Source organism: Paraburkholderia sp. MM5482-R2 (assembly GCF_050436125.1).
In the GTDB taxonomy this organism is placed as follows: domain Bacteria; phylum Pseudomonadota; class Gammaproteobacteria; order Burkholderiales; family Burkholderiaceae; genus Paraburkholderia; species Paraburkholderia tuberum.
Map to the genome: position 1 here is coordinate 267490 of NZ_JBNDLP010000002.1, position 25210 is coordinate 292699.

The following is a 25210-nucleotide window of genomic DNA, read 5'->3' on the forward strand; positions in this document are numbered from 1 at the left end:
ATCCAGGTGGATCTTCGTCGAGCCGGTATGCGGGTACAAGCGGTGCTCTACAATGAAAATGAATCTCCTGCACCCGGAGGCTATCGTGAACGAGCACGTCATACTCGGGATTTTTCTAGTCGTTCCGCTGCTGATCGTCATGTTTCTTTTTTCCGACGAACTGTGGCAGGAGCATCGAGACCTGCATGACGGACGGCCGTTGCGAGCGCGTCGCCGACGCATCGACTGGCGGCATCCGCTACGCCGTTCGCGCGAGCGGCTCTGAGATTGCGAAGCGGTCCCCAAAGAAAAAAAGCCTGCCACAGGGGCAGGCTGAAAAAAGAGATCCACACTCAATGCCTTGAACACAAGGCAATAGGAGTCTAGTCGCGACACGCTAATCGGTGGTTTCAACGGCTTTTACAGTTGTTACCGGGCGTGACCGTAATGCGGGGCGCGACGTTGCGTCGGCAGGCCTCGCGTCGCGCTTCAGTGGGCGCGCCAGTGCGCGCGAATCCGTTTGGCGAGCGCTTCGAGCGTGTCCGGATCGGCGACCTCGCGCGCATGCAGCTTCAGCGGTTGGCCTTCCCAGCGCGGAATCACGTGGAAATGGACGTGCGGCACTGTCTGTCCCGCCGCCGCGCCGTTGAACTGGCCGATGAACACGCCGTCAGGACGCAGTGCCGCGCGCACCGCGATCGCGAGCTTTTGCGCCATGCGCGTCGACGCGACGAGCGCCGCATCCGACAGATCGAAAATTTCCGCGACCGCTTCCTTCGGCACGACGAGCAGATGGCCGTCGGCCTGCGGCATCAAGTCCATGAAAGCCAGCGCCTGGTCGTTTTCGGCCACCTTGATGCATGGTAGTTCGCCGCGCAAGATTTTGGCGAACGGGTTGCTGTCGTTGTAGCTCATCGCGTTTCCTTTCATTTGGGCTGGGTTCGATTCACGGGTCGAGCGGGATACTTTTTTGCGTAGCTTCGCACCGCGGCTTTCCTATTCTCTACCCGAACGCTTACGCCACGCGTGCGGCACGCCGGATCGCTTGAGGTGGCTGGCCGAACGCGCGCAAAAACGCGCGCCGCATCCGCTCGGGGTCGATGAAGCCAGTGTCGGCTGCGACGGTTTCGATCGAATGACGGCCGGTTTCGAGCATCGTGCGAGCCGCTTCGACACGCAGCGCCTCGATCGCGCGGGCCGGCGACTGGCGCGTCTCGTCGCGAAACGCGCGGCTGAACTGGCGCGGGCTCAGATGCGCGACGTCGGCGAGCTGCTCGACGGTCAGCGGCTCGCGCAGATGACTCTTCGCATACGACAGCGCGTTCTGGATCCGATCGGATTTCGGTTCGAGATCGAGCATCGCGGAGTACTGCGATTGCCCGCCGGTGCGCCGGTGATAGACCACGAGCTTCTTCGCGATCGCGCGCGAAACCGCGACGCCGAGGTCGTTCTCGACGAGCGCGAGGCACAGATCGATACACGCGGTCATGCCGGCCGACGTCCACACCGAGCCGTCGACAATGAAGATGCGGTCCTCGTCGACCCGCGCGCGCGGAAAGCGCCGTTGCAAATCGCGCGCATGCGCCCAGTGCGTAGTCGCGTGGCGGCCGTCGAGGATGCCCGCTTCGGCGAGCACGAACGCGCCGGTGCAGATGCTCGCGGTGCGGCGCGAGGCGGCGAGGGCGTCGTTCAGAAACGCGAGCAGCCCCGGCGACGACGGCGCGATCTCCATCGCGCCGGTGACGATCACCGTGTCGTAGGCGGGATCGTCGAACGGGCGCGTCGCGACCTCGACGCCCGCCGAGCTGCGCACCATGCCGCCGTGCTCGGAGATCACCGCGACGTCGTACGCGGGCTCGCCGGTGTCCTGATTGGCGAGTTCGAAAATCGATACCGCGACCATGTCGAGGATCTGAAAGCCCGGAAAGACCACCACGGCGATGCGTTTCATTTGCGATGTCCGGAAACGAGGGAAATACGACATTTGAGACAAAACAGTACGCGCCTAAACTCAGCTCGTCAACCCCGCCGTATCAGCGCAAAAGCCGCCAGGCGGCGAGTTCACGGATGTTCCCATTCACCGGACAGGGCGGCCGCATCATGCGCAGCCCACAAGGAGAGCTTCAATGGCAACGCAGGCAGCCAAGGGCGTACAAGGCAATTCGAACGAAGGCAAGGGTACGGCGGTGGTCACGGGCGCATCGTCGGGTATCGGCGCGGTCTACGCGGACCGGCTCGCGCGACGCGGCTACGACCTGCTGCTGATCGCGCGCGACGGCGCACGCCTCAGCAGCCTCGCCGACCGGCTGACGAAGGAAACCGGCCGCCGCGTGAGCACCGTCAGCGCCGATCTGACCAACAAGGCCGACGTGCGCCGCACCGAGAACCAGTTGCGCGCCGAGCCAGGCATCACGATGCTGATCAACAACGCGGGCGTCGGCGCGACCGCGACGCTGCTCGACTCCGACATCGATGAACTCGAGCAGATGATCGAGCTGAACGTGACCTCGCTCACGCGCCTGACGGCGGCGGTGTTGCCGGGCTTCATCGCGCGCGGCGCCGGTACGGTGATCAATATCTCGTCGATCGTCGCGCTGGCGCCGGAATTGTTGAACGGCACCTATAGCGGCACCAAGGCCTACGTGTTGAACCTCACGCAGTCGCTGCATCACGAGGTGGGCGGCAAGGGCGTGCGGCTGCAAGCGGTGCTGCCGGGCGCGACGAGCACCGCGTTCTGGGATCGCGCGGGTCTCGCGGTCGAGAACCTGCCTTCGCAGATCGTGATGAGCGCCGAGGACATGGTCGACGCGGCGCTTGCCGGTCTCGATCAGGGCGAACTGGTGACGATCCCGTCGTTGCCCGATGCCGCCGACTGGGAGCGTTTGAACAGCGCGCGTTTGCATCTGCAGCCGAATCTGTCGCGCAGCGCGCCGGCCGAGCGCTATACGCGCGCCGTGGCCGCGTAAGCCGAAGGTTGAGGAGGGCGGCGCCAGACTCAGCCGCTCACGGCCACCTGATTCTTGCCGTCGTGTTTCGCGCGATACAGGCCGACGCCGGCGGCCTCGATCAGCGTCGTGACCGGTTCGGCGGCCGACGGCACCACCATCGCCGCGCCGATGCTGATCGTGACGACGCCCTCTGCCGAGCCCGCATGGGTGATCGCGCGGTCTTCGACCGCGATGCGGATTTTCTCCGCGAGCAGGCGCAAGCCACCCGCCGACGTGTCCGGGACGACCACCGCGAACTCCTCGCCGCCGAAGCGCGCGGCGAGATCCAGTGAATGGCCGAGGCACGCTTCGATCGTATGCGCGACGCTCTTCAGCACTTCGTCGCCGGCGACGTGCCCGTAGGTGTCGTTGTAGGCCTTGAAGTGATCGACGTCGATCATCAGGAGGCCGAGGCCGGTCTTGTCGCGGGTGCCACGGTGCCATTCGGCGGCCAGATACTGGTCGAGGTAGCGGCGGTTCGACAGGCCGGTCAGACCGTCCGAATGCGTGAGCCGCTGCAACTCCAGATTCGTCGCCAGCAGTTGCCGCTGAGATTGCCGCAGCGCGCGGTACGCCTCGTCGCGTTGCAGCAGGTGTAGATACGAGCACGAGTGATAGCGGATGCGCGCTATCAGCTCGATGCGGTCGGGCAGCTTCACGAGGTAGTCGCTCGAACCGGCCGCGAACGCCGCGCTTTTGACGAGCGGCTCTTCGTCGGTCGACAGCACGACGATCGGGATGTCGCGAGTGGCGGCATTCAGCCGGTATTGCCGCACCAGCGTCAGACCGTCGGTGCCCGGCATCACGAGATCTTGCAGGATCACCGTCGCGCGCGTTTCCTCGGCGCAGCGCACCGCGTCTTCCCATGACGCGCAGTAGCGAAAGTCGATGCCCGGCTCGTCGGCGAGCGCCTCGCGCACCCCCTCGGCGATGACCGCCTGGTCGCCGACCAGCAGCACCATGATCGGGCACTCGGCCGCCGGCGGGTCGGCGAGGATGCGCGCGAGCGCGTCGTCGCTGGCGAGACTGGGCGCATCCTCCGCGACGAGCGCGTGCGCCTGCGCCTGCGCGTTCGCGTCGTCTGCGGGATGCAGCGTTGCGGCGTTCTGGGGCGGTTTAGAGGTGTCCATGTGGCTCGGCCGGGATGAAGTTCAGGGAGGGCGCGTCAGCTTGCGGGGAGGCGAGGCGCTCGTTGACCACTGCCCTTGGTCAGATAATAGTCGGCGCCCGCATCAAGGCCAGCGCGGCGATCTTCCCCGCGATGCCTGGATGAAAAGCAGCGCAATGCCTCGCGTGGGTTAACGCGTCCAACGTTATGCACCTGTTACAGAGTTAATCTCCGGTTACCAACTGCAGCATCTATTTCCGCGCGCGCCGGCGACAATTCGTCCATGCCTGAACGGCGGGAGCTCAATATGAAAAAGATCGCAGTGGCGTTGGTAATGGCGGGTAGTTTGACGGTGGCGGGCCAGGCGTCCGCGCACGGACACGGCGGTGATGTGGTGGGTGCGCTGATTGGCGGCGCGGTGCTGGGCGCGGTGGTCACCTCGGCGTTGACGCCGGCGCCGGTGGTCGCGTATCCGCAGCCGGTCTATGCCGAGCCCGCGTACCAGCCCGCGCCGGCTTACGTGGCACCGCCGCCCGGATATTGCTACGACCAGTATCAGCGCGCCTATGTCGCGTGCGGCGCACCGCCGCCCGGACAGTACGGCTATGCGCAACCGCAACCCGAGCCGCAGTGGTGAGCGCGGCCAGGCTCTGATGCGCGGATGATTCAGCCGAACAACGCGCAGACAAAAAGGCCGTCGCCCAATGCGACGGCCTTTTTCCATTTGAGGCACGGCTTAATGCTTGTGATGCAGCCACTCCGCGTAATGCGTGTCGAGCCAGCGCTCGAGCCTGGGCGGCCTGGACGGGTCGCGGTGACGCGACATCATCCAGATGGCAAGGCCGACCACCAGCATGACGGCGGGCCCCATCAGATAAGCGAGCATTGATTCAGGCATCGGAACCTCCGTATCGGCTTGCATCCATCTCTCAGTGTAGGCGAAGGAAGCGGGGAAAGAACGACGATGTCAAACGGTCCAGAGAAGCGAAAAAAGGTGCATTTGCGCCCGGTTTGGAAACCTGTTTTTTTGATGATTTTTCCTTTATTTGCCTAGCGTCTGGGCGAGGTCGCATTAGCCTGTGTACCATCCTGTTGCCGGCCTGACGGCAAGCGTCACATGGCGCCAAAACCCATGACAATGCCGTCAAGCCGTCCCGTTCGCCGTCTGCCGCGCGACTTCCATCTGGCTATCGACAAAGTCCGCCCAACTCTGAAGCATGCGATCCTGCCACGCCGCTTCGTCGGTTGCTTCACGCTTCGCGATGTCGCCCCCCGCAGCTGTTTGCTGTTCCATGTCGCGCAGATGCGACGACGCGGTGCGACGAAAGTCATGCAGCACGAAATGCTCCACGTCGAGCCCCAATGCCTTGACTGCCTGGTTCAGCGTGCTTTTCGCGATCGGCCGATCGTCGCCCCTGACGCTCGGGAACACGAACGTCTCGCTGGTGCGCCCGCGCTGCAGCTCGCGCAGCAGCGCAACCGCCTGACGCGGCAGACGGACGACGCGGTCCTCGCGCGCGTTCAGGCGCGCGGCGGGGATCGTCCACAGCGCGTCGTCGAGATCGAACTCGACCCATGTCGATTCGACGAGGTCCGCTTTGCGTGCCATCGTCAGCACCAGCAGATGCAGCGCGAGCTTCAGCGGACGGCGGATATTGGATGTGTCGATCGTGCGCAGCATGACACCGATCTCGGCGCCGGACAGCACGCGGGTGCGGCTGTCGAAGGTCGCGATCGAGCGCGCCGGTACGACCTCCGCGGGATTGCTGGTCGCGAGCTGGCGCGCGATCAGATATGCGTACAGGCGCTTCACGACGTTGCGCGTGTGCAGCGCCATTTTCGGCGAGCCGCGGCTTTTGATGCGCTCGCAGATCGCGACGACGTCGTCAGCGGTGACCGCGCCGATCGGCTTGTTGCCGATCGCGGGCAGCACGTCCTTGTCGAGCGCGCGCCGCGTGGTGCGGCGATATTCATCCGACTTGCCGGCCAGCGCCGTCGCGAGATAAAGCTCGGCCGCTTCGCGCAGCACGTCGGCCTTGCTCTCGGCACCGCGATCGCGCCGCGCGGTGGCGACCGGCGAGATGCCCTGCGCGACGAGCGCCGCGTACTTCTGCGCCTTCGCGCGCGCGACGCGCAGCGAAATCATCCGGTAATCGCCGATGGTCGCGAGCGGCTGACGCTTGCCGTTCAACGTATAGCGGAAGCGCCAGACCTTGGTGCCGGTCGTCATGACCTCGATCACGAGGCCGTTGCCGTCGGCGACGCAGTAGCGGGTCGTGCGCGGTTCGAGCGCGCGGATCTCGGATTCGGTGAGCGGGGTGGCGAGGCGGGGCATGCTTTGGGGACGCTGTACGTTTAGGCTCGGACAGCTGGATTCTAAATCCTTTGCCCGGTTGTGTACCAAAAATCCGGTGGGTTTTTGGTCGACGGAGTGCGATTTTCGCGTGTGCGGCAGCGGCACCGATTCGGCCGCGAGAGCCTATATGACGGCCGTATTGCGGCGACGCACAAGTTCGGCGTTACTTGCCGATACAGAATCGGCTGAAAATCACGCCGAGCAGATCGTCCGAACTGAACTCACCGGTGATCGAGTTCAGTTGATCCTGCGCGAGCCGCAATTCCTCGGCGAACAGATCGAGCGCCTGCGCGTTCTGCTCCGCATGCACGGCGGCGGTCGCCAGATGCTCGTCGGCCGCGCGCAACGCGATCAGGTGCCGCTCGCGCGCGAGATAGACGCTCTCCGCGCCCGCCTGCCAGCCGGCAATCCGCAGCAGTTCGTCGCGCAGCAGCGCGACGCCGTCACCCTTCTTCGCCGACAGCCGCACCTCGCTAAGTTCGAGGTCGGCGTCGAGCGCCTGCGTCGCGGGCGCGAGCCCTGTCAGGTCGGTCTTGTTCAGCACGCGGACGACGGGCACGCCGCGCGGAAAGCGTCCGGCGATCGTTTCGTCGCCGGCCGTCATTCCGGCGCGCGCGTCGAGCAGATGCAGCACCACGTCCGCGCGCTCGATCTCGCCCCATGTGCGCTCGATGCCGATCTTCTCGACCTCGTCCTCGGTCTCGCGCAGGCCGGCCGTGTCGATCACGTGCAGCGGGATGCCTTCGATCTGGATCGTCTGCGCGACCTTGTCGCGCGTCGTGCCGGCGATCGGCGTGACGATCGCGAGTTCGGCGCCGGCGAGCGCATTCAGCAGCGAGGACTTGCCGACGTTCGGTTGCCCCGCCAGCACGACCGACAAACCTTCGCGCAGCAACGCGCCCTGGCGCGCCTCGCTCAGCACGTGCGCGAGACGCTCGCGTATGCGCACGAGCTTGCCGCGCGCGTCGGCGGCTTCGAGGAAGTCGATCTCCTCTTCCGGGAAGTCGAGCGTCGCTTCGACCAGCATCCGCAGCGTGATCACCTCTTCGACCAGCGCGTGGATGTCGCGCGAGAACGCGCCGTCGAGCGAGCGGCCGGCCGAACGCGCGGCGGCCTCGGTGCTTGCCTCGATCAGATCGGCGACGGCCTCGGCCTGCGCGAGGTCGAGCTTGTCGTTCAGAAACGCGCGACGCGTGAATTCGCCGGGCTCGGCGAGCCGTAGACCGAACGCGCGGCCGGCGTCGATGCAGCGTTGCAGGACCAATTGCAGCACGACCGGGCCGCCATGGCCTTGCAGTTCAAGCACGTGCTCGCCGGTGTACGAATGCGGCGCCGGAAAGTACAGCGCGATGCCGCGATCGAGCGGATTGCCGCTCGCGTCGAGAAACGGCACGTAGCTCGCGTGACGCGCCGCGAGCGTCTGGCCGGTGAGGGCCTGCATCAACGGCTGGGCCGCCGCCGCGCCAGCGCGGCCGGACGAAATCCGCACGACGCCGATGCCTCCCCGGCCGGGCGCGGTAGCAATGGCAACGATGGGATCGGAGTCGGTCGTGAGCATGTGAAGTCGGGTGAAACGGGAGGGGAGGAGCAGGGCCGCGTCGGTCGAGCCGGCGCGAGGCATTGTAACGCGCGCGCTTCGCACGGAAGCGCTGGCGACAAGGACGCGAAGCGGATGACGTGCCCGTTCGCCTCTATTGTTTGAACAACTCAGATTTATCTCAATTAAGCTAGGATTGTTACCGCGCTACTTAGGAATTGTTGAGACTCGGCAGGAACTGCGGTTCAGGCAAAGCCAAGCCTGGCAATCGAGAGATGAAAAAAATCAAATTCGCGCAACGCGTTACGGGGCGCGCGCTACAAGCTAAAACTATCTCAAATAAGAGAAAACAAAGCTTGATCGGTTGTCAACTGGCTGAACTCCGAATTGCACAATCTGGCCCATGCCGACCGACAAAGAAAAAGCCGCCTTCGCCAAGAGGCTGAAGGATCTGCTCGAGCCGCTGAAAATCCGCGGCGGGACCAAACTCGCCGAGCAATTCAATCTTCGCTATTACGGCGAGCGGCCCGTGACGCCCCAGACCGCACACAAATGGCTGACGGGCACGACGATCCCGAAGCCGGACAAGTTGCGCACGCTCGCCGAATGGTTGAACGTCAAGGAGCACTGGCTCCATTACGGACCACCGCCCGGCGCCAGCGCACGACCGATGGCACGTGGCGAAAAATATCCGCCGACACCCGAAACGATCGAACTCGCTTCGAAGATCGCATCGTTGACCCCGAAGGACCGGAATCTGGTCGAGGAAATGATCGTGCGTTTTTACGGCGAAGATTCCGACGAAGAGTGAACGACGAAACTCAAGCGCAGCCGCCCGCCGCATTTCCTTCAGCCGCACCATAAAAAAAGCCGCCCGGTTCGCACCGGGCGGCTTTTCGTTTTGAGCTTGCGTCACGGCGGCCCTGCGGGCCGCCACCGGACGGAACATCAGGCCGGCTTCACCTTCGAGCTGCCCATCATCCGCGTGATGTAGTACTGCTGCGCGATCGACAGCACGTTGTTCACGACGTAGTACAACACGAGACCTGCGGGGAAGAAGAAGAACATCACCGAGAACGCGATCGGCATGAACATCATCATCTTCGCCTGGACTGGGTCCGGCGGCGTCGGGTTCAAGCGGGTCTGCAGGAACATCGACACGGCCATCAGGATCGGCAGGATGAAGTACGGGTCCTGCTGTGACAGATCATGGATCCATAGAATCCACGGCGCGCCGCGCATTTCCACCGACGACAGCAACACCCAGTACAGCGAGATGAACACCGGGATCTGGATCACGACCGGCAGACAGCCGCCGAACGGATTGACCTTCTCGGTCTTGTACAGCTCCATCAGCGCCGCGTTCATCTTCTGCGGATCGCCCTTGAAACGCTCGCGCAGCGCCTGCATGCGCGGCGTGATCGCCTTCATGCGCGCCATCGACTTGTAGCTCGCGGCCGACAGCGGGAAGAACACCGCCTTGATCAGCACCGTGAGCAGCACGATCGACCAGCCCCAGTTGCCGACATAGCCGTGGATCTTCGACAGCAGCCAGAACAGCGGCTTCGCGATGATCGTGACCCAGCCGTAGTCCTTCACCAGATCGAGACCCGGCGCGATACCTGCGAGCATCTTTTCTTCTTCCGGACCGGCGAACAGACGCGCGGACACGCTGACGGTCTGGCCCGGCTGGATGGTCGGCATCGCCTCCTTCATGCCGACGCGATACAGCGACGGATCGATCTTCTCGGCGTAGAACTCGCGCTTCACGCCTTCCTGCGGAATCCAGGCCGACGCGAAGTAGTGCTGGACCATCGCGACCCAGCCGTCGTTGGCCGACGTCGCGAAGTTCTGCTTGTTCTTGTCGAGATCGCTGAACGTCATCTTCTGGAAGTGATGCTCGTTCGTGTAGACAGCCGGTCCGATGAACGTGTGCGAGAAGCGCGGCGTTTCGACCGGCTGGTCGTCGCGCACGAGTTCCATATAGAGCTGCGGCGTCACCGGCGTGGTGCCGACGTTCTGGACCTTCGTCTCGACGCCGATCACGTAGCTGCCGCGCGTGAACGTATACGTCTTGATGACCCGGAGGCCGCCCTTTTCCGGCGACTCGAAGCTCATCTGGAACGAGTTCTGGCCGTCGGCCAGATGGGTCGGCTGATTCGGCATCAGCGTAAAGATGTCGTTGTGATTCGGGAAGTCACCGCCGAGCAGGCCTGTGCGCGCCAGATACGTGTGATTGTTCGTTTTGTCGAACAGCGTGATCACGAGATCCGGCTGCTTGCCGTCGCCCTGCTTGACGAGCGACAGGCGCGACAATGTGCCACCGCGGGTGTCGATTTCGCCGCTATAGACGTCGGTGCCGAACTTCACGAGCTGCGATTGCTCGGCCGCTGGCGCGTTGCCCGGCGCGGCCGCGTTGGTTGTCGGCAGATCGGCCGGCTGGGTGCCCGGTGTCGTGGTGCCCGGCGTGGCGCTGCCGGCGGTCTGGGTCGGCGTCGTGCTCGGGAAGAACATCGACGGGCGTCCGTGGTCGCGTTGCCAGTTGTCGAACAGCATGACAGCTGACATGAAAAAGATGACCCATAGGACGGTGCGTTTGATATCCATGCGTTGTCTCAGTGTCGATGGAACGGCGCGTCAGCGCTTTTCAGAAGTGGGTGGCGGGACGAGATCGATGCCGCCCGCGGAAAACGGGTGGCAGCGGCAAACACGCCTCACGGCGAGATAAGTCCCGCGCGCGGCGCCATGATACTGGATTGCCTCGCGCGCGTAATCAGAGCAGGAAGGGTAAAAACGGCACCGGTTGCCGAGCATGGGGCTCACGGCAAGCTTGTAAAAGCGCAATAAAGCGAAGAGTACCGTTTGCATGGCAGGTGCGGCCGTACGGCGCCGCGCAACGTGAAGTACAGGACGACGCCCGCGCTCTGAAGCTGCCGGCGCAACGCCCATTGCGGCGACCGTGGTGCGGGCGGTCACTGCGTCATTCCGTCTTGGGCGCCTCCGCGGGCGGCGCCTGACGACGGGTAATTTCGCGCGCTGCCTTGTCGAGCAGCGCCTCGATTTCGCTGCGGCACAGCGCCTTCAACGGCGGCGATGACGCGCTCGGCAAAGCTTTTTTGTCGAAACGCGTGTGTAGACGCAGCAGCACATCCCAACCGCCGAATTCCGCGCGACGCAGCCGGAAGGCTTCGCGCGCGATCCGGCGCACCAGATTCCGCGTGGCCGCGCGCGGCGCATACTTCTTACCGATCACGAGGCCAAGACGCGCCTCGTTGCCGGTGGGCCGGCCGTACACGACGAAGTGTGCGGTACGGCGCCACGGCCGCAAACGAAAAACGGATGAAAATTCATCCGTTTTTAGCAGCCTTGCGGCTTTGGGGAAGGCGGCTTGCGCTCGCAACGGAACCGAGCCCGGTTGCTGCGCCCCGGCCGCTCCCGCTTCGCCGCGGGTTTCGGTCACAGCGCGCAATCCGCTTGCCTTAGATCGCGAGGCGCTTGCGGCCCTTCGCGCGACGTGCGTTGATGACCTTGCGGCCGCCAGCGGTCTTCATGCGAACGCGGAAGCCATGGGTGCGCTTGCGACGGGTAACGGAAGGTTGGTAAGTACGTTTCATGTTGCTCTCACTTGATCGAAAAAAACCGCGCGATCATCGCTGAAAGCGCAATGGCCGGTGGTTTACTGAAATTGGTTTTCGCGGAACCCGCTATTTAAACTGGTTTTCCGTTGGCCGTCAATAGTTTAGCCGTCGTCTGGCGCAGCCGGGGGTTGCCGGACCAAGCGATCGGTCCCTGTGGATAACTCACTTTCGGGTTCGTTTTGGCGTTAGAATCTCGCCTTACTTCCCAAAAATGTTGCACGCCGCTCCGGCACGCTTGTCCCGCAGACCCTTGTGGCACAGGCGCCTGGGGCTGTTACGCCTGGCTGCTCAGGGCCTTGTTGCGCGTGCGCGACAGGGGCAGCGGCGACCGCCGTGCACACCATAACGATAGCAACTTGATGAACGAATTCTGGCAACACTGTTCCGCATTGCTGGAGCGTGAGCTTACGCCCCAGCAGTACGTGACGTGGATCAAACCCTTGGCCCCGGTCGCCTTCGACGCCGATGCGAACACGTTGAGCATTGCCGCGCCGAACCGCTTCAAGCTCGACTGGGTCAAGAGCCAGTTCTCCGGCCGCATCGCGGATATGGCCCGCGATTTCTGGCATGCGCCGGTGGACGTGCAATTCGTATTGGATCCGAAGGCCGGTATGCGTAGCCCAACGGCCGCGGCGCCGGCTCCGTCGTCGGCACGCCCGGCTTCGGCCGCGCCGCAGGGCGGTAATGCCGGCGGCGTCGCGGCCGTCGATGCGGCTGTCGGCGCCGTGCATGCCGCGCATGCCGCGCGCGCGAATCCCGCAGCCGCGGCTGCGGCGCTCGCAGCGCAAAACGCGAATTCGCGCAGCGCCGCCGAAAACGTCGCAGATCTCGATCTGCCGAGCCTGGACGCGAACGAAGCCGCCGCCGGACGTCGCACGTGGCGCCCAGGCCAAGGCGTGGGCGCGACGGCATCCAGCGAGAGCGACTCGATGTACGAGCGCTCGAAGCTGAACCCCGTGCTGACCTTCGACAACTTCGTGACCGGTAAGGCGAATCAGCTCGCGCGCGCCGCGGCGATCCAGGTCGCCGACAACCCCGGCATTTCGTATAACCCGCTGTTCCTGTACGGTGGCGTGGGCCTCGGCAAGACACACCTGATCCATGCTATCGGAAATCAGTTGCTGATGGACAAACCCGGCGCGCGGATTCGCTACATCCACGCGGAACAGTACGTGTCCGATGTCGTGAAGGCGTACCAGCGCAAGGCGTTCGACGACTTCAAGCGCTACTACCACTCGCTCGACCTGCTGCTGATCGACGATATTCAGTTCTTCTCGGGCAAGTCGCGCACGCAGGAGGAATTCTTCTACGCTTTTGAGGCGCTGGTCGCCAACAAGGCGCAAGTGATTATCACGAGCGATACGTATCCGAAGGAAATCTCGGGTATCGACGATCGCCTGATCTCGCGCTTCGACTCCGGACTGACGGTGGCGATCGAGCCGCCCGAACTCGAAATGCGCGTCGCGATTCTGATGCGCAAAGCGCAATCGGAGTTCGTGAGCCTCAATGAGGACGTCGCGTTCTTCGTCGCGAAGCATCTCCGCTCGAACGTGCGCGAACTCGAGGGCGCGCTGCGCAAGATCCTCGCGTATTCGAAGTTCCACGGCCGCGAAATCACGATCGAACTGACCAAGGAAGCGCTGAAAGACCTGCTGACGGTGCAGAACCGGCAGATTTCGGTGGAAAACATCCAGAAAACGGTCGCCGACTTCTACAGCATCAAGGTCGCGGACATGTATTCGAAGAAGCGTCCGGCGAACATCGCGCGGCCGCGGCAGATCGCGATGTACCTGGCGAAGGAATTGACGCAGAAGAGTCTGCCGGAAATCGGTGAGCTTTTCGGCGGGCGCGACCACACGACGGTGCTGCACGCGGTGCGCAAGATCGCCGACGAGCGCAGCAAGGACGCGCAGCTGAATCACGAACTGCACGTGCTGGAGCAGACGCTGAAGGGCTAAACGGGCTGGCCGCACGCGACCGTGAAACGGACGTCGGCGGCAGGAAACGCCGGAAGCGGCTACGCAGTGGTTTGAATGAGGCCGCGAAAACGCTGTAAATCGAGAAACGGGCAGGGGACTCACAACCCGGCGGCGCTGTCGGGTCCGAACGGGAAATGACAAGGAACGCGACGGTAAGCGGGCAGAAGCGACGTAAAAAGCGCGGCAAACCCGTGGCGAATTTGCGGCGCAACCGGCCAGAAGTGGCGGAACAACGAGCCTGCGAACCGGTAGCGCCGCGCAGCGGCGCGACAAGTCGGCGGCAGCCCGGACCACGCCCTAGAAAATCGACCTGTTTATTCCCGAACTCGCCCCCATTTTAGTGAGGCGGTCCCGTTTTCAGGCACAATACAGGTTTAACCGCCCGGCGGCGACGGGCGGATTTCACGCCGTGTCGGGCGCTTTTCAGGGCGCCGGCGGGGAGCCGTGGCTGCGCGCTGAAACGCTTGTCCCGTAAGGCGTGCAGGCCGTTATACCAACGAAGGAACCCTATGCAACTGGTCAAGACCGAACGCGACAACCTCCTCAGGCCGCTGCAAACCGTGAGCGGCATCGTCGAACGCCGCCATACGTTGCCGATCCTCGCCAATTTGCTGATCACCAAGAACGGTCCTGACGTATCGTTCCTGTCGACCGACCTGGAGTTGCAGATCACCACGCGCGCCGATTTCGGCGTGGGCGGCGATTCGGTCGCGACCACGGTGGCAGCGCGCAAGCTCCTCGACATTCTGCGCGCGATGCCTGACGGCCAGGTCACGCTGACGCTGAACGACAAGCGTCTGACCGTGCAATCCGGCAAGAGCCGCTTTGCGCTGCAGACGCTCGCCGCGGACGAATTCCCGACCGTCGCTCAGGCCAAAGACTACGGCGCGAGCCTGGTGGTTCCTCAAAAGACGTTCCGCCAGCTGCTCGGCATGGTCCATTTCTCGATGGCCCAGCAGGACATCCGCTACTACCTGAACGGCATGCTGCTGGTGGTGGACGGCGATCAGCTGATGGCGGTCGCGACCGACGGTCACCGTCTCGCGTTCTCGTCGATGAAGATCGAGGGCTCCTTCGCGCGCCACGAAGTGATCATTCCGCGCAAGACGATTCTCGAACTGCAGCGCCTGCTCGAAGACATCGACGACACGCTGAAGATTGACATCGCGCAGACGCAGGTCAAGTTCACGTTCGGTCAGGTTGAACTCGTGTCGAAGCTCGTGGAAGGCAAGTTCCCCGACTTCCAGCGCGTGATTCCGAAGTCGCACAAGAACAAATTCCAGATTGGCCGCGAAGAACTGCAGCGTTCGCTGCAACGCGCGGCGATTCTGACGTCGGATAAGTTCAAGGGCGTGCGCTGCATCGTCGAGCCGGGCCAGTTGAAGATCATGTCGACCAACGCCGATCAGGAAGAGGCGCAGGAAGAACTGGAAATCGCATACGACGGCGACAGCGTCGATATCGGGTTCAACGTCACGTATCTGCTCGACGTGCTCGCGAATTTGAAGGTCGACATGCTGCAGGTGAGCCTGGGTGATGCCAGCTCCAGCGCGTTGATCACGATTCCCGAGAACGACGAATTCAAGTACGTGGTGATGCCGATGCGCATCTGACGCGTCCAACATCAAGAAGAACACCAAGGGGCGCAGCGCCCCTTTGGCGTTTTTATGGCGTTTTGAAAAGTCCAGAGCAGCAACCTTGCAGTAACGCAGAACCGGAAAAAATCCATGACTGAAACGAACAATACGCAGCCCGATAACAGCTACGGCGCCTCGTCCATCCAGATCCTCGAAGGTCTGGAAGCCGTGCGCAAGCGGCCTGGGATGTACATCGGGGATACATCGGATGGCACCGGTTTGCACCACCTCGTGTTCGAAGTGCTCGACAACTCGATCGACGAAGCGCTCGCCGGCCATTGCAACGACATCCAGGTGATCATCCACGCGGACAACTCCGTGTCGATCACCGACAACGGCCGCGGCGTGCCGACCGGCCTCAAGATGGACGACAAGCACGATCCGAAGCGCAGCGCCGCCGAAATCGTGATGACCGAGCTGCACGCCGGCGGCAAGTTCGACCAGAACAGCTACAAGGTGTCGGGCGGCCTGCACGGCGTGGGCGTGTCGTGCGTGAACGCGCTGTCGGCGTGGTTGCGCCTCACCGTGCGCCGCGATGGCAAGAAGCACTTCATGGAATTCCACCGTGGTGTGCCGCAGAACCGCGTGCTCGAAGAGATCGACGGCGTGACCACGTCGCCGATACAGGTGATCGGCGACACCGAAAACCGCGGCACCGAAGTGCATTTCATGGCCGATGAAAAGATTTTCGGCAATGTTGAATACCACTACGACATTCTCGCGAAGCGGATTCGTGAGCTTTCGTTCCTCAATAACGGCGTGCGGATTCGATTGGTGGATCAGCGCTCGGGCAAGGAAGAGGATTTCGCGTTCGTCGGCGGCGTGAAGGGTTTTGTCGAGTACATCAACAAGAACAAGTCCGTGCTGCACCCGAACATCTTCCACATCATCGGCGAGAAGGATGGTGTGGGCGTCGAAGTGGCGATGCAGTGGAACGACAGCTACAACGAAAACGTGCTGTGCTTCACGAACAACATTCCGCAGCGCGATGGCGGCACGCACCTTACCGGTCTGCGTGCGGCGATGACGCGCGTGCTCAATAAGTACATCGCCGATCACGAAGTCGCGAAGAAGGCGAAGGTCGAAACGTCGGGCGATGACATGCGTGAAGGGCTGTCGTGCGTGCTGTCGGTGAAGGTGCCTGAGCCGAAGTTCAGCTCGCAGACGAAGGACAAGCTCGTGTCGTCGGAAGTGCGCGCGCAGGTGGAAGAAGTGGTCGCAAAGGCGCTCGAGGAATTCCTGCTCGAGACGCCGGGCGACGCGAAGATCATCTGCGGCAAGATCGTCGATGCGGCGCGTGCCCGCGATGCGGCGCGCAAGGCGCGTGAGATGACGCGCCGTAAGGGCGTGCTCGATGGCGTCGGTTTGCCCGGGAAGCTCGCCGATTGCCAGGAGAAGGATCCGGCGAAGTCGGAGATTTATATCGTCGAGGGTGACTCGGCGGGAGGGTCGGCGAAGCAGGGGCGTGATCGGAAGTTTCAGGCTATCTTGCCGCTGCGCGGCAAGGTGCTGAACGTCGAGAAGGCGCGTTACGACAAGCTGCTTTCTTCCGAGCAGATCGTTACGCTGATTACTGCGCTTGGCTGCGGGATCGGCAAGGAAGATTACAACCTCGACAAGCTGCGCTATCACCGCATCATCATCATGACCGATGCTGACGTCGACGGCGCGCACATCCGGACGCTGTTGTTGACGTTCTTCTATCGGCAGATGCCGGAGATGATCGAGCGCGGGTATATCTATATCGCGCAGCCGCCGCTTTACAAGATCAAGGCGGGGAAGGATGAGCGGTATCTGAAGGATGAGTCGGAAGTCAACGCTCATATTCTTCGGCTCGCGTTGCAGGGGTCGGAGTTGGTGGCTTCTGAAGGTGCGACTCCGATTACCGGGGATGCGTTGGGTGAGTTGGCTCGGGCTTATCTGTTGGCGCAGGCAGTGGTTGATCGGTTGAGCCGGCTGTATGACGCGGGTGCGCTCGAGGCCGTGATGGATGGCGTCGTTATCGACCTCTCCAGCGAGCAGGCGGCCGAAGCTTCGGCTCGCGCGCTTGAGGCGAAGCTGCGGGATGATGCGCTGAAGCCGGAAGTGCGCGTTACGACGATGTATGACCCGGTGCGGGAGCTGCGCTCGCTGCGCGTCGCGCGGACGCATCATGGGAATCAGAAGATTTCTGTGATCGATGAAGAGTTTCAGTTGACTGCGGATTATCAGCAGCTTGTGACCACCGCTAATACGTTCAAGGGGTTGATCGGCTCTGGCGCTGTGATCAAGCGTGGGGAGCGGAGTATGGCTGTCACCGACTTTAAGAGTGCGATGAAGTGGCTGCTGGCTGATGCTGAGAGGAATATGTCCAAGCAGCGCTATAAAGGCCTCGGGGAGATGAATCCGGAGCAGCTTTGGGAGACGACTATGGATCCTGCGGTGCGGCGTCTTCTTCGGGTGCAGATTGAGGATGCTATTGCTGCTGATGGCATCTTTACTACGCTCATGGGGGACGATGTGGAGCCGCGCAGGGCTTTTATTGAGTCGAATGCGTTGAGGGCGGGGAATATCGACGTTTGAGGGTGTTGTAGCAGGAGTCATAACCTGAGATTTTGGGAAGCATCCATTGAGACATTTATCGATAGACGCGCTCCGATAGCTCACATGACGGCACCTTACTAACGTCACAGCCGCACGAATGACGGCCACAGTGTTGAGGTGGCCGTAGTTTTTTCGGTCTCGGCAACAATCAGGGGGGCTTTTCAGCCGGACTTCTGCTGCGTCCGCTGGTCCGCGGTTTTCGTCTGTGCTCCCGCCCAATGTACTGAAAACGATTTCGCCTGCGACAGCATCGCCCAGCTCACGCACAGCGGCTTCGTTGGTCGCGCCAGAGCATCGTAGTTGGGGTGACCCGGTTTGCTTCTCTAGCGAATGCGCCTCTTTTAGATAGACGCACTGCGCTGACCGCCTCAGAACGACTCCTAGCGGCGATGGCCGTTGATGCGCTCCTATCTGACGCCGGCAAAAACCTGGAATCTGGCGAAGTCGGTGACGGTGGAGTGCGTGGGCGCTGGCCGGCATCCCGTGTGCCCGGCAAAAAAGAAAGTGTCCCTCGACCTCGTCATGGAAGCCTCCCTGACGGAGAGTGCCGAAACGGTCAAAGCCTTGTCAGCTATGGCTAGGGACGCATTTATTCGGTAGCGCATGTAACCATCGAGCGGCTCGTCTTTTTACCCCCCGTTTTCTTTGAAATTTTTGGGCGCAGGGCGGCTGAGGGACACTTTTAGGGAGGGGGCTCCGAAGCGTCACGCGAGGCGTGAAAGCCCTCCGTACGAATCGCGGATGGGTCTACAGGCACCATCAGAGCCCGCTCGAACTCACTGGGTCAAACCTGTCCCGCAATCAACCATTCCACCGTTCCGGCCGGATAATCTTCCGGCCACCCCCTTGCCAGCAAATCCACCGCATCTTGCATCTGCAGCGCCGTCTCGTCGCGGTTCGCCCCCAAGAGCCACTTGAGAGGACCGCGACGAAACATCCAAGCCTCCATGTTTTCAATCCTCCATGCGACTTCTGGCGCCCGCGTTGAAACGCGGGGGCGCGCTTGCCGCCACTACAATCTTGTTGTGGTATGACCCAAGCGACTGAGCCTGGCTCGGCTCGGCCAGTGGACGCCATCCGCAACCGCCGACCGCGCCAAGTCATGAGCTTACTTCGCAACGGGCATTGTGAACTCGGCTCCCTTGGCAATGCTATCCGGCCAACGCTGCATGACGCTCTTGTAGCGCGTATAGAAGCGTACGCCTTCTTCGCCGTAAGCATGATGGTCGCCAAAAAGGGAACGCTTCCAGCCGCCGAACGAATGCCATGCCATCGGAACCGGGATGGGCACGTTCACGCCGACCATGCCGACCTGAATCTGTCGCGCGAACGCCCGGGCCACGCCGCCGTCCGACGTGTAAAGCGAGACACCGTTCGCGAACTCATGCGCGTTAATTAGCTTCACTGCGCTCGCGACATCGGGCACTCGAATCACCGCAAGAACAGGCCCAAATATCTCTTCCTTGTAGATTTTCATGTCCGTCCGAACGTCGTCGAAGAGGGTACCGCCGATGAAATACCCTGGCCTCGAATAGACCGGGTGAGTTCGCCCGTCAACGATGAGCCTGGCACCTTCGGCTTCGCCGGAAGCGATGTAGCCGGCCACTTTCGCCTTGTGTTCGGCCGTCACGAGCGGCCCCATTTCAGCGTCGAGTTTCTCGCCATTCTTGATAACAAGCGATTTGACGCGCGGAATTAACTTCTCGATGAGGGCGTCCCCGGTGTCACCCACGGCGACCGCCACCGAGATAGCCATACAGCGCTCGCCGGCGGAGCCGTAGGCGGCACCAATCAGCGCATCCACCGCCTGGTCCAGGTCTGCGTCCGGCATCACCACGAGGTGATTCTTCGCGCCGCCCAACGCCTGCACGCGCTTGCCGCGACGCGACGCTTCCGTATGGATGTACTCCGCAATCGGCGTCGAGCCGACGAACGACAGGGCGGCGACGTCCGGATGGTCGATGAGCGCGTCGACTGCCACCTTGTCGCCATTGACCACGTTGAAGACGCCATCCGGCAAGCCAGCTTCCTTGAGCAGTTCGGCGAGGCGCACCGAAGCGGACGGGTCGCGCTCGGACGGCTTCAACAAGAACGTGTTGCCGCAGGCCAGCGCAACCGGGAACATCCACATCGGCACCATCACGGGGAAATTGAACGGCGTAATGCCCGCCACCACGCCCAACGGCTGACGCAGGTTCCAGTTATCGATGCCGCCGCCAATCTGGTCGGTGAAGTCCGTCTTCAGGAGATTGGGAATGCCGCAAGCGAATTCGACAACTTCGATGCCACGTACCACTTCGCCCTGCGCATCGGTGAAGACCTTGCCGTGCTCACGCGTGATGAGCATCGCCAGCTCGTCGTGGTGCTTGTTCAGCAGTTCCTTGAACTTGAACAGGATGCGCGCACGCTTGAGCGGAGCAGTCTCGCTCCAGCTCGGGAAAGCTGCCGCGGCTGCCTGCACCGCCTGGTCGACTTCTTCGACGGAGGCAAGGGCCACTCCGCCGGTCACCTCTCCGGTTGCGGGGTTGAAAATATCCTTGAAGCGGTCGCTCGACGGCACAACGATTTGACCGTTGATGAAGTGGCTAACCTGCTTGATAGAGAGGTTCGCTGTTTCATTTGCTACATTCATTTCGGAACTCCAGATGCTTGTCTGGCCGATGGCGGCCTGGTGGTTAAAATCAGGCAGCGTTGCGCAGTACGTCTTGCACCGTTGAGAAAATCTGGTCAATCTTCTGCTCGTCGATAATCAGTGGCGGCGAGAAGGCAAGAATGTCACCGGTGTAACGCACGAGTACGCCAGCCTCGAAGCATTTGAGGAATACGTCGTATCCGCGTGCACCCGGTGCACCCGGACGCGATTCGAGCTCGATACCGGCGACCAGACCGAGGTTCCGGATGTCCTTCACGTACGGTGAGCCATGCAGCTCGTGTACAGCATCTTCGAAAAAACGCCGGACAACTCTTTTGCACGCTCGAAGAGTCGGTCCCGCTTGTAGATATCGAGCGTTGCAATAGCAGCTGCTGCCGCGGCGGGATGCGCAGTGTAGGTGTAGCCATGAAAAAACTCGATAGCATTCTCCGCTCCTGCATTGACCACCGTGTCATGGACCGCGCGGCTGGCCGCAACGGCACCCATTGGAATGGCCGCGTTATTGATTGCCTTCGCCATCGTGAGGACGTCCGGAACTACGCCGAAATATTCGCTCGCCGTCGGCGCGCCCAAGCGCCCGAATCCGGTAATCACCTCGTCGAAAATCAGCAGGATGCCGTGCCTGGTGCACAGCTCGCGGAGTCGCTCAAGGTAGCCCTTCGGAGGAACGATTACGCCAGTCGACCCTGCAAGCGGTTCGACTATAACGGCGGCGATGGTCGAGGCGTCGTGGAGCGCGACGAGCCGCTCAAGCTCATCTGCCAGATGTCCACCCCAGGTCGGTTGGCTACGCGTGAACGCTGCCTCCGCGATGTTCAGCGTATGCGGAAGGTGGTCCACATGTGGCATCAGGTTACCGGAGAACGTCTTGCGGTTTGCCAGGATGCCACCGACTGAAATGCCGCCGAACCCAACACCGTGATAACCACGCTCCCGGCCGATGAAGCGGGTACGTTGCCCTTCACCGCGCGCACGATGATAGGCGAGTGCTATCTTCAACGCTGTGTCGACCGACTCCGAACCCGAGTTTGTAAAGAAGATACGGTCGAGGCCCACCGGCATCAATTCGGCGACCGCGGTCGCTGCTTCGAATGCGAGCGGGTGGCCCATCTGAAACGTCGGCGCATAGTCCATCGTTGCGAGTTGCTCAGCGACAGCCTCCGTGATTTCCGAGCGGCCATGGCCCGCGTTCACGCACCAAAGACCTGCCGTCGCGTCGAGCACGGGACGGTCGTCCACGGTCGTGTAGTACATGCCCTTCGCAGATTTGAACAGTCGGGGTGCTGCCTTGAATTGCCGGTTCGCCGTGAACGGCATCCAGAAGTTCGAGAGGTCCGGCCCGGTTTGCGTTGTGCTCATGAGTTGACTCCGTGAATATGGAGTCAACTCTATCGACTTCGCACGCTACAATCACTGGACAGCCGAAAACAAACGGTCAGACTGTACTAACTACTTCTCCCGGACTGTATTGAAATGTTCGAACTGAACCTGTCCCGCGTCAGGAAGAACGAAGGTACGCTGGTCGACCAGATTGTCTCGTCAATCGGGCAGGAACTGAGACAGGGTACGTACCCCGCCGGCACCATGCTGCCTTCTGTACGAACGCTTGCGAAAGCTCATAACCTGAGCACGTACACAGTCTCTGAAGCATACCAACGGCTTGTTTCGCTAGGGCTTGTGAACGCCCGTGCCGGAGCAGGTTACCGTGTCGCAACTCCAGCAGCCAAAGCGCCTGCTGCGCCTGTCTGGAGCGCTCCAAGTTTAAACGCCGCGTGGCTACTGTCCGACGTTTTTGCGGACCAGTCTGTGCCCATCAAGGCGGGATGCGGGTGGATTCCAAACGACTGGATAAACGAGAGTGGCGTTCAACACGCGTTGCGCGTAGTAAGCCGCGTGCCAGGACCCCGCATCGGAGGCTACGGCCATCCGTACGGACTCGCGACACTGCGCGAGCATATCGCTAATTCGTTGCGTAGATATTCGCTGTCCGTAGGTACCACTGACGTTCTGTTGACGCAAGGCGTCACTCAGGCGCTGGACCTCCTCGTTCGGACTCTTCTTCGGCCCGGTGACACGGTGATTGTTGAAGACCCGTGCTATTGCAATCTGCTGCAGATTCTCAAGGTGGCATTCGTCAACGTGGTGAGTGTTCCGCGTACACCTGACGGCATCGATAGCGCGCAACTTGAAGAGGTGGTGAAGCGACATCGCCCGAAGGGCCTGTTCATCAATACCGTGTTGCAGAATCCTTCGGGAACATCGCTTAGCGCTTCGTCAGCGTTCCGCCTGCTTCAGATTGCCGACCGCGAAGGTCTGTGGATTGTTGAAGACGATATCTCCAGAGAGCTCGCTCCGCCTGGCGCGCCATGCCTCGCGGCGATGGAAGGTCTGCAACGGGTCATCTACGTATCAGGCTTTTCAAAAACCATCACACCCGCAATGCGAGTCGGATATATCGCCGCCAGCCGAGACCTCGTTTCGCGGTTCGCCCTGACAAAGATGGCGGTCGGCCTTACCTCATCCGAAGTTACCGAGCGTGCTGTCGCGACCGTCCTTATAGAAGGGCACTACGACCGTCATACCGCTCACATCCGGGAACGGCTGTTCAATGCGCACGCGCGCGTGACTGAGTCCATGGCCAGAGCCGGCCTCGAAATATTCCACGCGCCCAATGCAGGGCTGTTTTTGTGGGCGAAGTTGCCTATTCGGCCGGAAGACAGCATCGCAGTTGCAAATGATGCGTTGAGCAAGGGCATCTGGCTTGCTCCTGGCTCATATTTCCGACCAGGGGAGCCCGCATCTGAGTGGTTCAGATTCAATGCAGCGGCGTCCGACGTTCCGGAACTGTGGACGTTTATGAAGGGGCTGACCAGCGGCGCCGCCTAGCTTTGCGAAAAAGGCAGACTTGGAGAGACCAAAGCTGCCTGCAACGGGTCACAGAACGGCCATCGATTCCGTCATGTTCTGTCGCATGTAATCAAGAAACCGTTTCTGGAACAGCATGGTGTGCTCGTGCGCGGCCTTTTCCGCCGCCTCGGCGTCTTTCCTCGCTATCGCGTCTATCAGTTCGTCGTGGTCGCGTCCGAGCTTCGCCGCTGTCGGCGAAGTGACCGTGAAGTCAAAATGCAGATGCAACAGTCGCTGGCCTTCACCCAATAGCCGCTCGTAATATCCGACGAAGTAAGGGTTGTTCGCCGCATGCGCGATGGCCATGTGCAGAGCCTTGTTCGTTTCGGACATCGCCTGGAAATCGCCACTTGCCACCGCCTGCATGTACACGTCATCTGCCTTACGGATGCGGGCGAGGTCGGTATCGGTTCGGTGCAGTGCTGCCAACCGCGTGACCGCTCGCTGGATGAGGTCAAGTGCCGAAATGTATTTGGGGAATTCTTCAATTTCGAACGGCGTGACAAGAGTCGTGCGGTTCGGAAGAATGGTCACCAGGCCTTCGCTAGTCAGTCGCGCAAGCGCATCGCGCACCGGCGAACGCGAAAGGCCAAACTGCTCCGCAAGCGATACCTCGTCCAGCGGGGCGCCTGGCTTGAGTTGCAGCGTCAGAATCTGCTTTCGCAACTCCTCGTAGATGTACCGTCCGCCATGCCGGCGCACGTTGGTCTCAGTCTCTGTCGTGCCTTTGCTCATCGTTTCACCGCCATCATCGTGGGCCCGGAAAGACGGGCGCGCATTCAAGTTTATCATCGCGCGCACTCCGCCTCAGGCCTTCAGGAAACCCGAGCCCCAGGTGTCGCTCAGCATGAAGCCGGCGGCGAGCGGGTCGTCAGGGTCGACCCCAATCTGCTGGATTCCGTAGACCCACGCCCGCCCTTGAACACGCGGGAGCACCGCCGGCCTGCCTCCTACCTCGGTTTTGCCGAGGAGCTCGATGGTAAATTCGCCTCCGATTGTCGAGCGCGATTTCAGCCGACTGCCAACGTCCGCCAGGCCTCGGGCGGCCAGCGTCGCCAGATTGGCCGAGCTTCCCGTTCCGCACGGTGACCTGTCGACCCGACCAGGAGGCAGTGTCGTGCACGTCTGATACAGTTCGTCAGTCACGCGATTGCGGAACATCACGTAGGCGACCTCGTTAATCTGTGGGTAGAGCGGATGCTGTATCCGAATCTGCCCGTTGATGACATCCTTCAGCGACACGCCAAGCTCGGCAAGCTCGCGGGCCTTCTCTGGCGCAATCTCCAGCCCAACCTGTTCGACGTCGATGAGCGCGTAATAGACGCCGCCGAACGCAATGTCCGCCTTGATTGTTCCGAAGTGCGACGTCTGGAAGCTAAAGTCCAGCTGTTCGACAAACGACGGCATCATGTCGAGTGAGACCTCGGTGCAACGCCCGTCCTTACAGCTCGCGTGGGCGGTAACCAATCCCGCTGGCGTGTCGAGCACCACAGTCGTTTCCGGCTCCTGCATCTCGACCATACCGAGTTCAAGCAACGCTGTGACCACGCAAATGGCATTGCTGCCCGACATCGGATGCGCCTTGTCCGCCTGCAGCACGATGAATCCGGCGTGTGCTTCAGGACGAGTCGGCGGCAGCAGGAGATTGACCGACATCTGCAGGCAGCCTCGCGGCTCAAGCACGACCAGTCTGCGCAGACTGTCGTCCACCTCGTTGATGTAGTTCATCTTGTCGAGCATGGTCTCACCGGGGATGCCGACGACTCCTGCCGTGATAACCTTGCCAATCTCGCCTTCGCAGTGCACGTCTACGAGTTGGAGTGTCTTTTTCCAGCGCATGATTGAC

Annotated in this window: 22 protein-coding genes and 1 pseudogene; 8 read left to right on the forward strand and 15 right to left on the reverse strand. The window is 61.9% G+C overall.

The features are described 5' to 3' along the window. Positions 1-85 precede the first annotated feature (85 nt). Positions 86-265 carry a hypothetical protein gene (locus OKW37_RS04265; RefSeq protein WP_090805511.1) on the forward strand — a complete coding sequence of 60 codons (180 nt, stop codon included), beginning with the start codon at positions 86-88 and terminating at the stop codon, positions 263-265. A 203-nt stretch (positions 266-468) separates the two neighbouring features. Here the strand turns inward: OKW37_RS04265 and OKW37_RS04270 are convergent, their stop codons facing one another. Continuing rightward, positions 469-894 (reverse strand): HIT family protein, encoded by a 426-nt coding sequence (locus OKW37_RS04270; protein ID WP_090805510.1) that lies wholly within the window; start codon positions 892-894, stop codon positions 469-471. Between the two features lie 100 nt (positions 895-994). Continuing rightward, complete coding sequence (locus OKW37_RS04275; RefSeq protein ID WP_429407899.1) at positions 995-1930, reverse strand: GlxA family transcriptional regulator; 936 nt, start codon at positions 1928-1930, stop codon at positions 995-997. A 175-nt stretch (positions 1931-2105) separates the two neighbouring features. Here OKW37_RS04275 and OKW37_RS04280 point away from each other — a divergent pair, with 175 nt between their 5' ends. Continuing rightward, positions 2106-2945 (forward strand): SDR family NAD(P)-dependent oxidoreductase, encoded by an 840-nt coding sequence (locus tag OKW37_RS04280; RefSeq protein ID WP_429407897.1) that lies wholly within the window; start codon positions 2106-2108, stop codon positions 2943-2945. Between the two features lie 29 nt (positions 2946-2974). Here OKW37_RS04280 and OKW37_RS04285 read toward each other — a convergent pair whose 3' ends face one another. Beyond that, positions 2975-4096: a diguanylate cyclase gene (locus tag OKW37_RS04285; protein ID WP_429407895.1), complete on the reverse strand. Its 1122-nt coding sequence runs from the start codon at positions 4094-4096 to the stop codon at positions 2975-2977. Positions 4097-4381: 285 nt separating this feature from the next. Between OKW37_RS04285 and OKW37_RS04290 the strand changes: the two genes are divergently transcribed. After that, positions 4382-4711 carry an ecotin precursor gene (locus OKW37_RS04290; RefSeq protein ID WP_090802296.1) on the forward strand — a complete coding sequence of 110 codons (330 nt, stop codon included), beginning with the start codon at positions 4382-4384 and terminating at the stop codon, positions 4709-4711. A gap of 99 nt (positions 4712-4810) precedes the next feature. On the opposite strand, the gene OKW37_RS04295 is transcribed toward OKW37_RS04290, so the two are convergent. From OKW37_RS04295 to mnmE, 3 genes are all read right to left on the reverse strand, one after another. After that, complete coding sequence (locus OKW37_RS04295; RefSeq protein ID WP_184036753.1) at positions 4811-4972, reverse strand: hypothetical protein; 162 nt, start codon at positions 4970-4972, stop codon at positions 4811-4813. A 246-nt stretch (positions 4973-5218) separates the two neighbouring features. Further along, positions 5219-6409 carry a tyrosine-type recombinase/integrase gene (locus tag OKW37_RS04300; RefSeq protein WP_429407892.1) on the reverse strand — a complete coding sequence of 397 codons (1191 nt, stop codon included), beginning with the start codon at positions 6407-6409 and terminating at the stop codon, positions 5219-5221. Between the two features lie 184 nt (positions 6410-6593). After that, positions 6594-7988 (reverse strand): tRNA uridine-5-carboxymethylaminomethyl(34) synthesis GTPase MnmE, encoded by a 1395-nt coding sequence (gene mnmE / locus OKW37_RS04305; protein ID WP_429407890.1) that lies wholly within the window; start codon positions 7986-7988, stop codon positions 6594-6596. Positions 7989-8370: 382 nt separating this feature from the next. Between mnmE and OKW37_RS04310 the strand changes: the two genes are divergently transcribed. Further along, positions 8371-8778 (forward strand): helix-turn-helix domain-containing protein, encoded by a 408-nt coding sequence (locus OKW37_RS04310; RefSeq protein ID WP_018418931.1) that lies wholly within the window; start codon positions 8371-8373, stop codon positions 8776-8778. Positions 8779-8915: 137 nt separating this feature from the next. Here the strand turns inward: OKW37_RS04310 and yidC are convergent, their stop codons facing one another. From yidC to rpmH, 4 genes are all read right to left on the reverse strand, one after another. After that, a complete protein-coding gene (gene yidC / locus OKW37_RS04315; protein ID WP_184060959.1) occupies positions 8916-10574 on the reverse strand; it encodes a membrane protein insertase YidC in 1659 nt (552 codons plus the stop codon). 30 nt (positions 10575-10604) lie between these two features. Beyond that, complete coding sequence (gene yidD, locus OKW37_RS04320) at positions 10605-10835, reverse strand: membrane protein insertion efficiency factor YidD (protein WP_167050029.1); 231 nt, start codon at positions 10833-10835, stop codon at positions 10605-10607. Between the two features lie 112 nt (positions 10836-10947). After that, positions 10948-11427: a ribonuclease P protein component gene (locus tag OKW37_RS04325; protein WP_429407888.1), complete on the reverse strand. Its 480-nt coding sequence runs from the start codon at positions 11425-11427 to the stop codon at positions 10948-10950. A 19-nt stretch (positions 11428-11446) separates the two neighbouring features. Further along, a complete protein-coding gene (gene rpmH, locus OKW37_RS04330) occupies positions 11447-11581 on the reverse strand; it encodes a 50S ribosomal protein L34 (RefSeq protein WP_004198824.1) in 135 nt (44 codons plus the stop codon). A 383-nt stretch (positions 11582-11964) separates the two neighbouring features. Here rpmH and dnaA point away from each other — a divergent pair, with 383 nt between their 5' ends. From dnaA to gyrB, 3 genes are all read left to right on the forward strand, one after another. Next, entirely contained in the window at positions 11965-13563 is a 1599-nt protein-coding gene (gene dnaA, locus OKW37_RS04335) for a chromosomal replication initiator protein DnaA (RefSeq protein WP_429407886.1), read from the forward strand. A gap of 530 nt (positions 13564-14093) precedes the next feature. Beyond that, complete coding sequence (gene dnaN, locus OKW37_RS04340; protein WP_090802283.1) at positions 14094-15197, forward strand: DNA polymerase III subunit beta; 1104 nt, start codon at positions 14094-14096, stop codon at positions 15195-15197. A gap of 114 nt (positions 15198-15311) precedes the next feature. Next, positions 15312-17783 carry a DNA topoisomerase (ATP-hydrolyzing) subunit B gene (gene gyrB / locus OKW37_RS04345; protein WP_429407884.1) on the forward strand — a complete coding sequence of 824 codons (2472 nt, stop codon included), beginning with the start codon at positions 15312-15314 and terminating at the stop codon, positions 17781-17783. A gap of 805 nt (positions 17784-18588) precedes the next feature. Here gyrB and OKW37_RS04350 read toward each other — a convergent pair. From OKW37_RS04350 to OKW37_RS04360, 3 genes and pseudogenes are all read right to left on the reverse strand, one after another. Next, positions 18589-18741, reverse strand: a complete 153-nt coding sequence (locus tag OKW37_RS04350) for a hypothetical protein (RefSeq protein WP_184060956.1) — start codon at positions 18739-18741, stop codon at positions 18589-18591. A gap of 171 nt (positions 18742-18912) precedes the next feature. Then, on the reverse strand, positions 18913-20436 hold the full coding sequence (locus OKW37_RS04355; RefSeq protein ID WP_429407882.1) for a CoA-acylating methylmalonate-semialdehyde dehydrogenase: 1524 nt from the start codon (positions 20434-20436) through the stop codon (positions 18913-18915). Positions 20437-20485: 49 nt separating this feature from the next. Further along, a pseudogene (locus OKW37_RS04360) lies at positions 20486-21816 on the reverse strand (aspartate aminotransferase family protein). A 114-nt stretch (positions 21817-21930) separates the two neighbouring features. Between OKW37_RS04360 and OKW37_RS04365 the strand changes: the two are divergent. Continuing rightward, a complete protein-coding gene (locus OKW37_RS04365) occupies positions 21931-23343 on the forward strand; it encodes a PLP-dependent aminotransferase family protein (RefSeq protein WP_429407880.1) in 1413 nt (470 codons plus the stop codon). Positions 23344-23391: 48 nt separating this feature from the next. On the opposite strand, the gene OKW37_RS04370 is transcribed toward OKW37_RS04365, so the two are convergent. Further along, a complete protein-coding gene (locus OKW37_RS04370; protein ID WP_429407878.1) occupies positions 23392-24099 on the reverse strand; it encodes a GntR family transcriptional regulator in 708 nt (235 codons plus the stop codon). A 72-nt stretch (positions 24100-24171) separates the two neighbouring features. Beyond that, on the reverse strand, positions 24172-25203 hold the full coding sequence (locus OKW37_RS04375) for a proline racemase family protein (protein WP_429407876.1): 1032 nt from the start codon (positions 25201-25203) through the stop codon (positions 24172-24174). Between the last annotated feature and the right edge of the window lie 7 nt (positions 25204-25210).

Excerpts from the sequence above, each read along its gene's own strand:
- OKW37_RS04285 (WP_429407895.1), bottom strand. The coding sequence starts at position 4,096 with ATGGACACCTCTAAACCGCCCCAGAACGCCGCAACGCTGCATCCCGCA.
- OKW37_RS04300 (WP_429407892.1), bottom strand. The coding sequence starts at position 6,409 with ATGCCCCGCCTCGCCACCCCGCTCACCGAATCCGAGATCCGCGCGCTC.
- OKW37_RS04275 (WP_429407899.1), bottom strand. The coding sequence starts at position 1,930 with ATGAAACGCATCGCCGTGGTGGTCTTTCCGGGCTTTCAGATCCTCGAC.
- OKW37_RS04310 (WP_018418931.1), top strand. The coding sequence starts at position 8,371 with ATGCCGACCGACAAAGAAAAAGCCGCCTTCGCCAAGAGGCTGAAGGAT.
- rpmH (WP_004198824.1), bottom strand. The coding sequence starts at position 11,581 with ATGAAACGTACTTACCAACCTTCCGTTACCCGTCGCAAGCGCACCCAT.
- OKW37_RS04270 (WP_090805510.1), bottom strand. The coding sequence starts at position 894 with ATGAGCTACAACGACAGCAACCCGTTCGCCAAAATCTTGCGCGGCGAA.
- OKW37_RS04295 (WP_184036753.1), bottom strand. The coding sequence starts at position 4,972 with ATGCCTGAATCAATGCTCGCTTATCTGATGGGGCCCGCCGTCATGCTG.
- OKW37_RS04290 (WP_090802296.1), top strand. The coding sequence starts at position 4,382 with ATGAAAAAGATCGCAGTGGCGTTGGTAATGGCGGGTAGTTTGACGGTG.
- OKW37_RS04375 (WP_429407876.1), bottom strand. The coding sequence starts at position 25,203 with ATGCGCTGGAAAAAGACACTCCAACTCGTAGACGTGCACTGCGAAGGC.
- OKW37_RS04370 (WP_429407878.1), bottom strand. The coding sequence starts at position 24,099 with ATGAGCAAAGGCACGACAGAGACTGAGACCAACGTGCGCCGGCATGGC.
- gyrB (WP_429407884.1), top strand. The coding sequence starts at position 15,312 with ATGACTGAAACGAACAATACGCAGCCCGATAACAGCTACGGCGCCTCG.
- OKW37_RS04365 (WP_429407880.1), top strand. The coding sequence starts at position 21,931 with ATGTTCGAACTGAACCTGTCCCGCGTCAGGAAGAACGAAGGTACGCTG.
- OKW37_RS04355 (WP_429407882.1), bottom strand. The coding sequence starts at position 20,436 with ATGAATGTAGCAAATGAAACAGCGAACCTCTCTATCAAGCAGGTTAGC.
- dnaN (WP_090802283.1), top strand. The coding sequence starts at position 14,094 with ATGCAACTGGTCAAGACCGAACGCGACAACCTCCTCAGGCCGCTGCAA.
- yidC (WP_184060959.1), bottom strand. The coding sequence starts at position 10,574 with ATGGATATCAAACGCACCGTCCTATGGGTCATCTTTTTCATGTCAGCT.
- OKW37_RS04350 (WP_184060956.1), bottom strand. The coding sequence starts at position 18,741 with ATGTTTCGTCGCGGTCCTCTCAAGTGGCTCTTGGGGGCGAACCGCGAC.
- yidD (WP_167050029.1), bottom strand. The coding sequence starts at position 10,835 with ATGCAAACGGTACTCTTCGCTTTATTGCGCTTTTACAAGCTTGCCGTG.
- mnmE (WP_429407890.1), bottom strand. The coding sequence starts at position 7,988 with ATGCTCACGACCGACTCCGATCCCATCGTTGCCATTGCTACCGCGCCC.
- dnaA (WP_429407886.1), top strand. The coding sequence starts at position 11,965 with ATGAACGAATTCTGGCAACACTGTTCCGCATTGCTGGAGCGTGAGCTT.
- OKW37_RS04280 (WP_429407897.1), top strand. The coding sequence starts at position 2,106 with ATGGCAACGCAGGCAGCCAAGGGCGTACAAGGCAATTCGAACGAAGGC.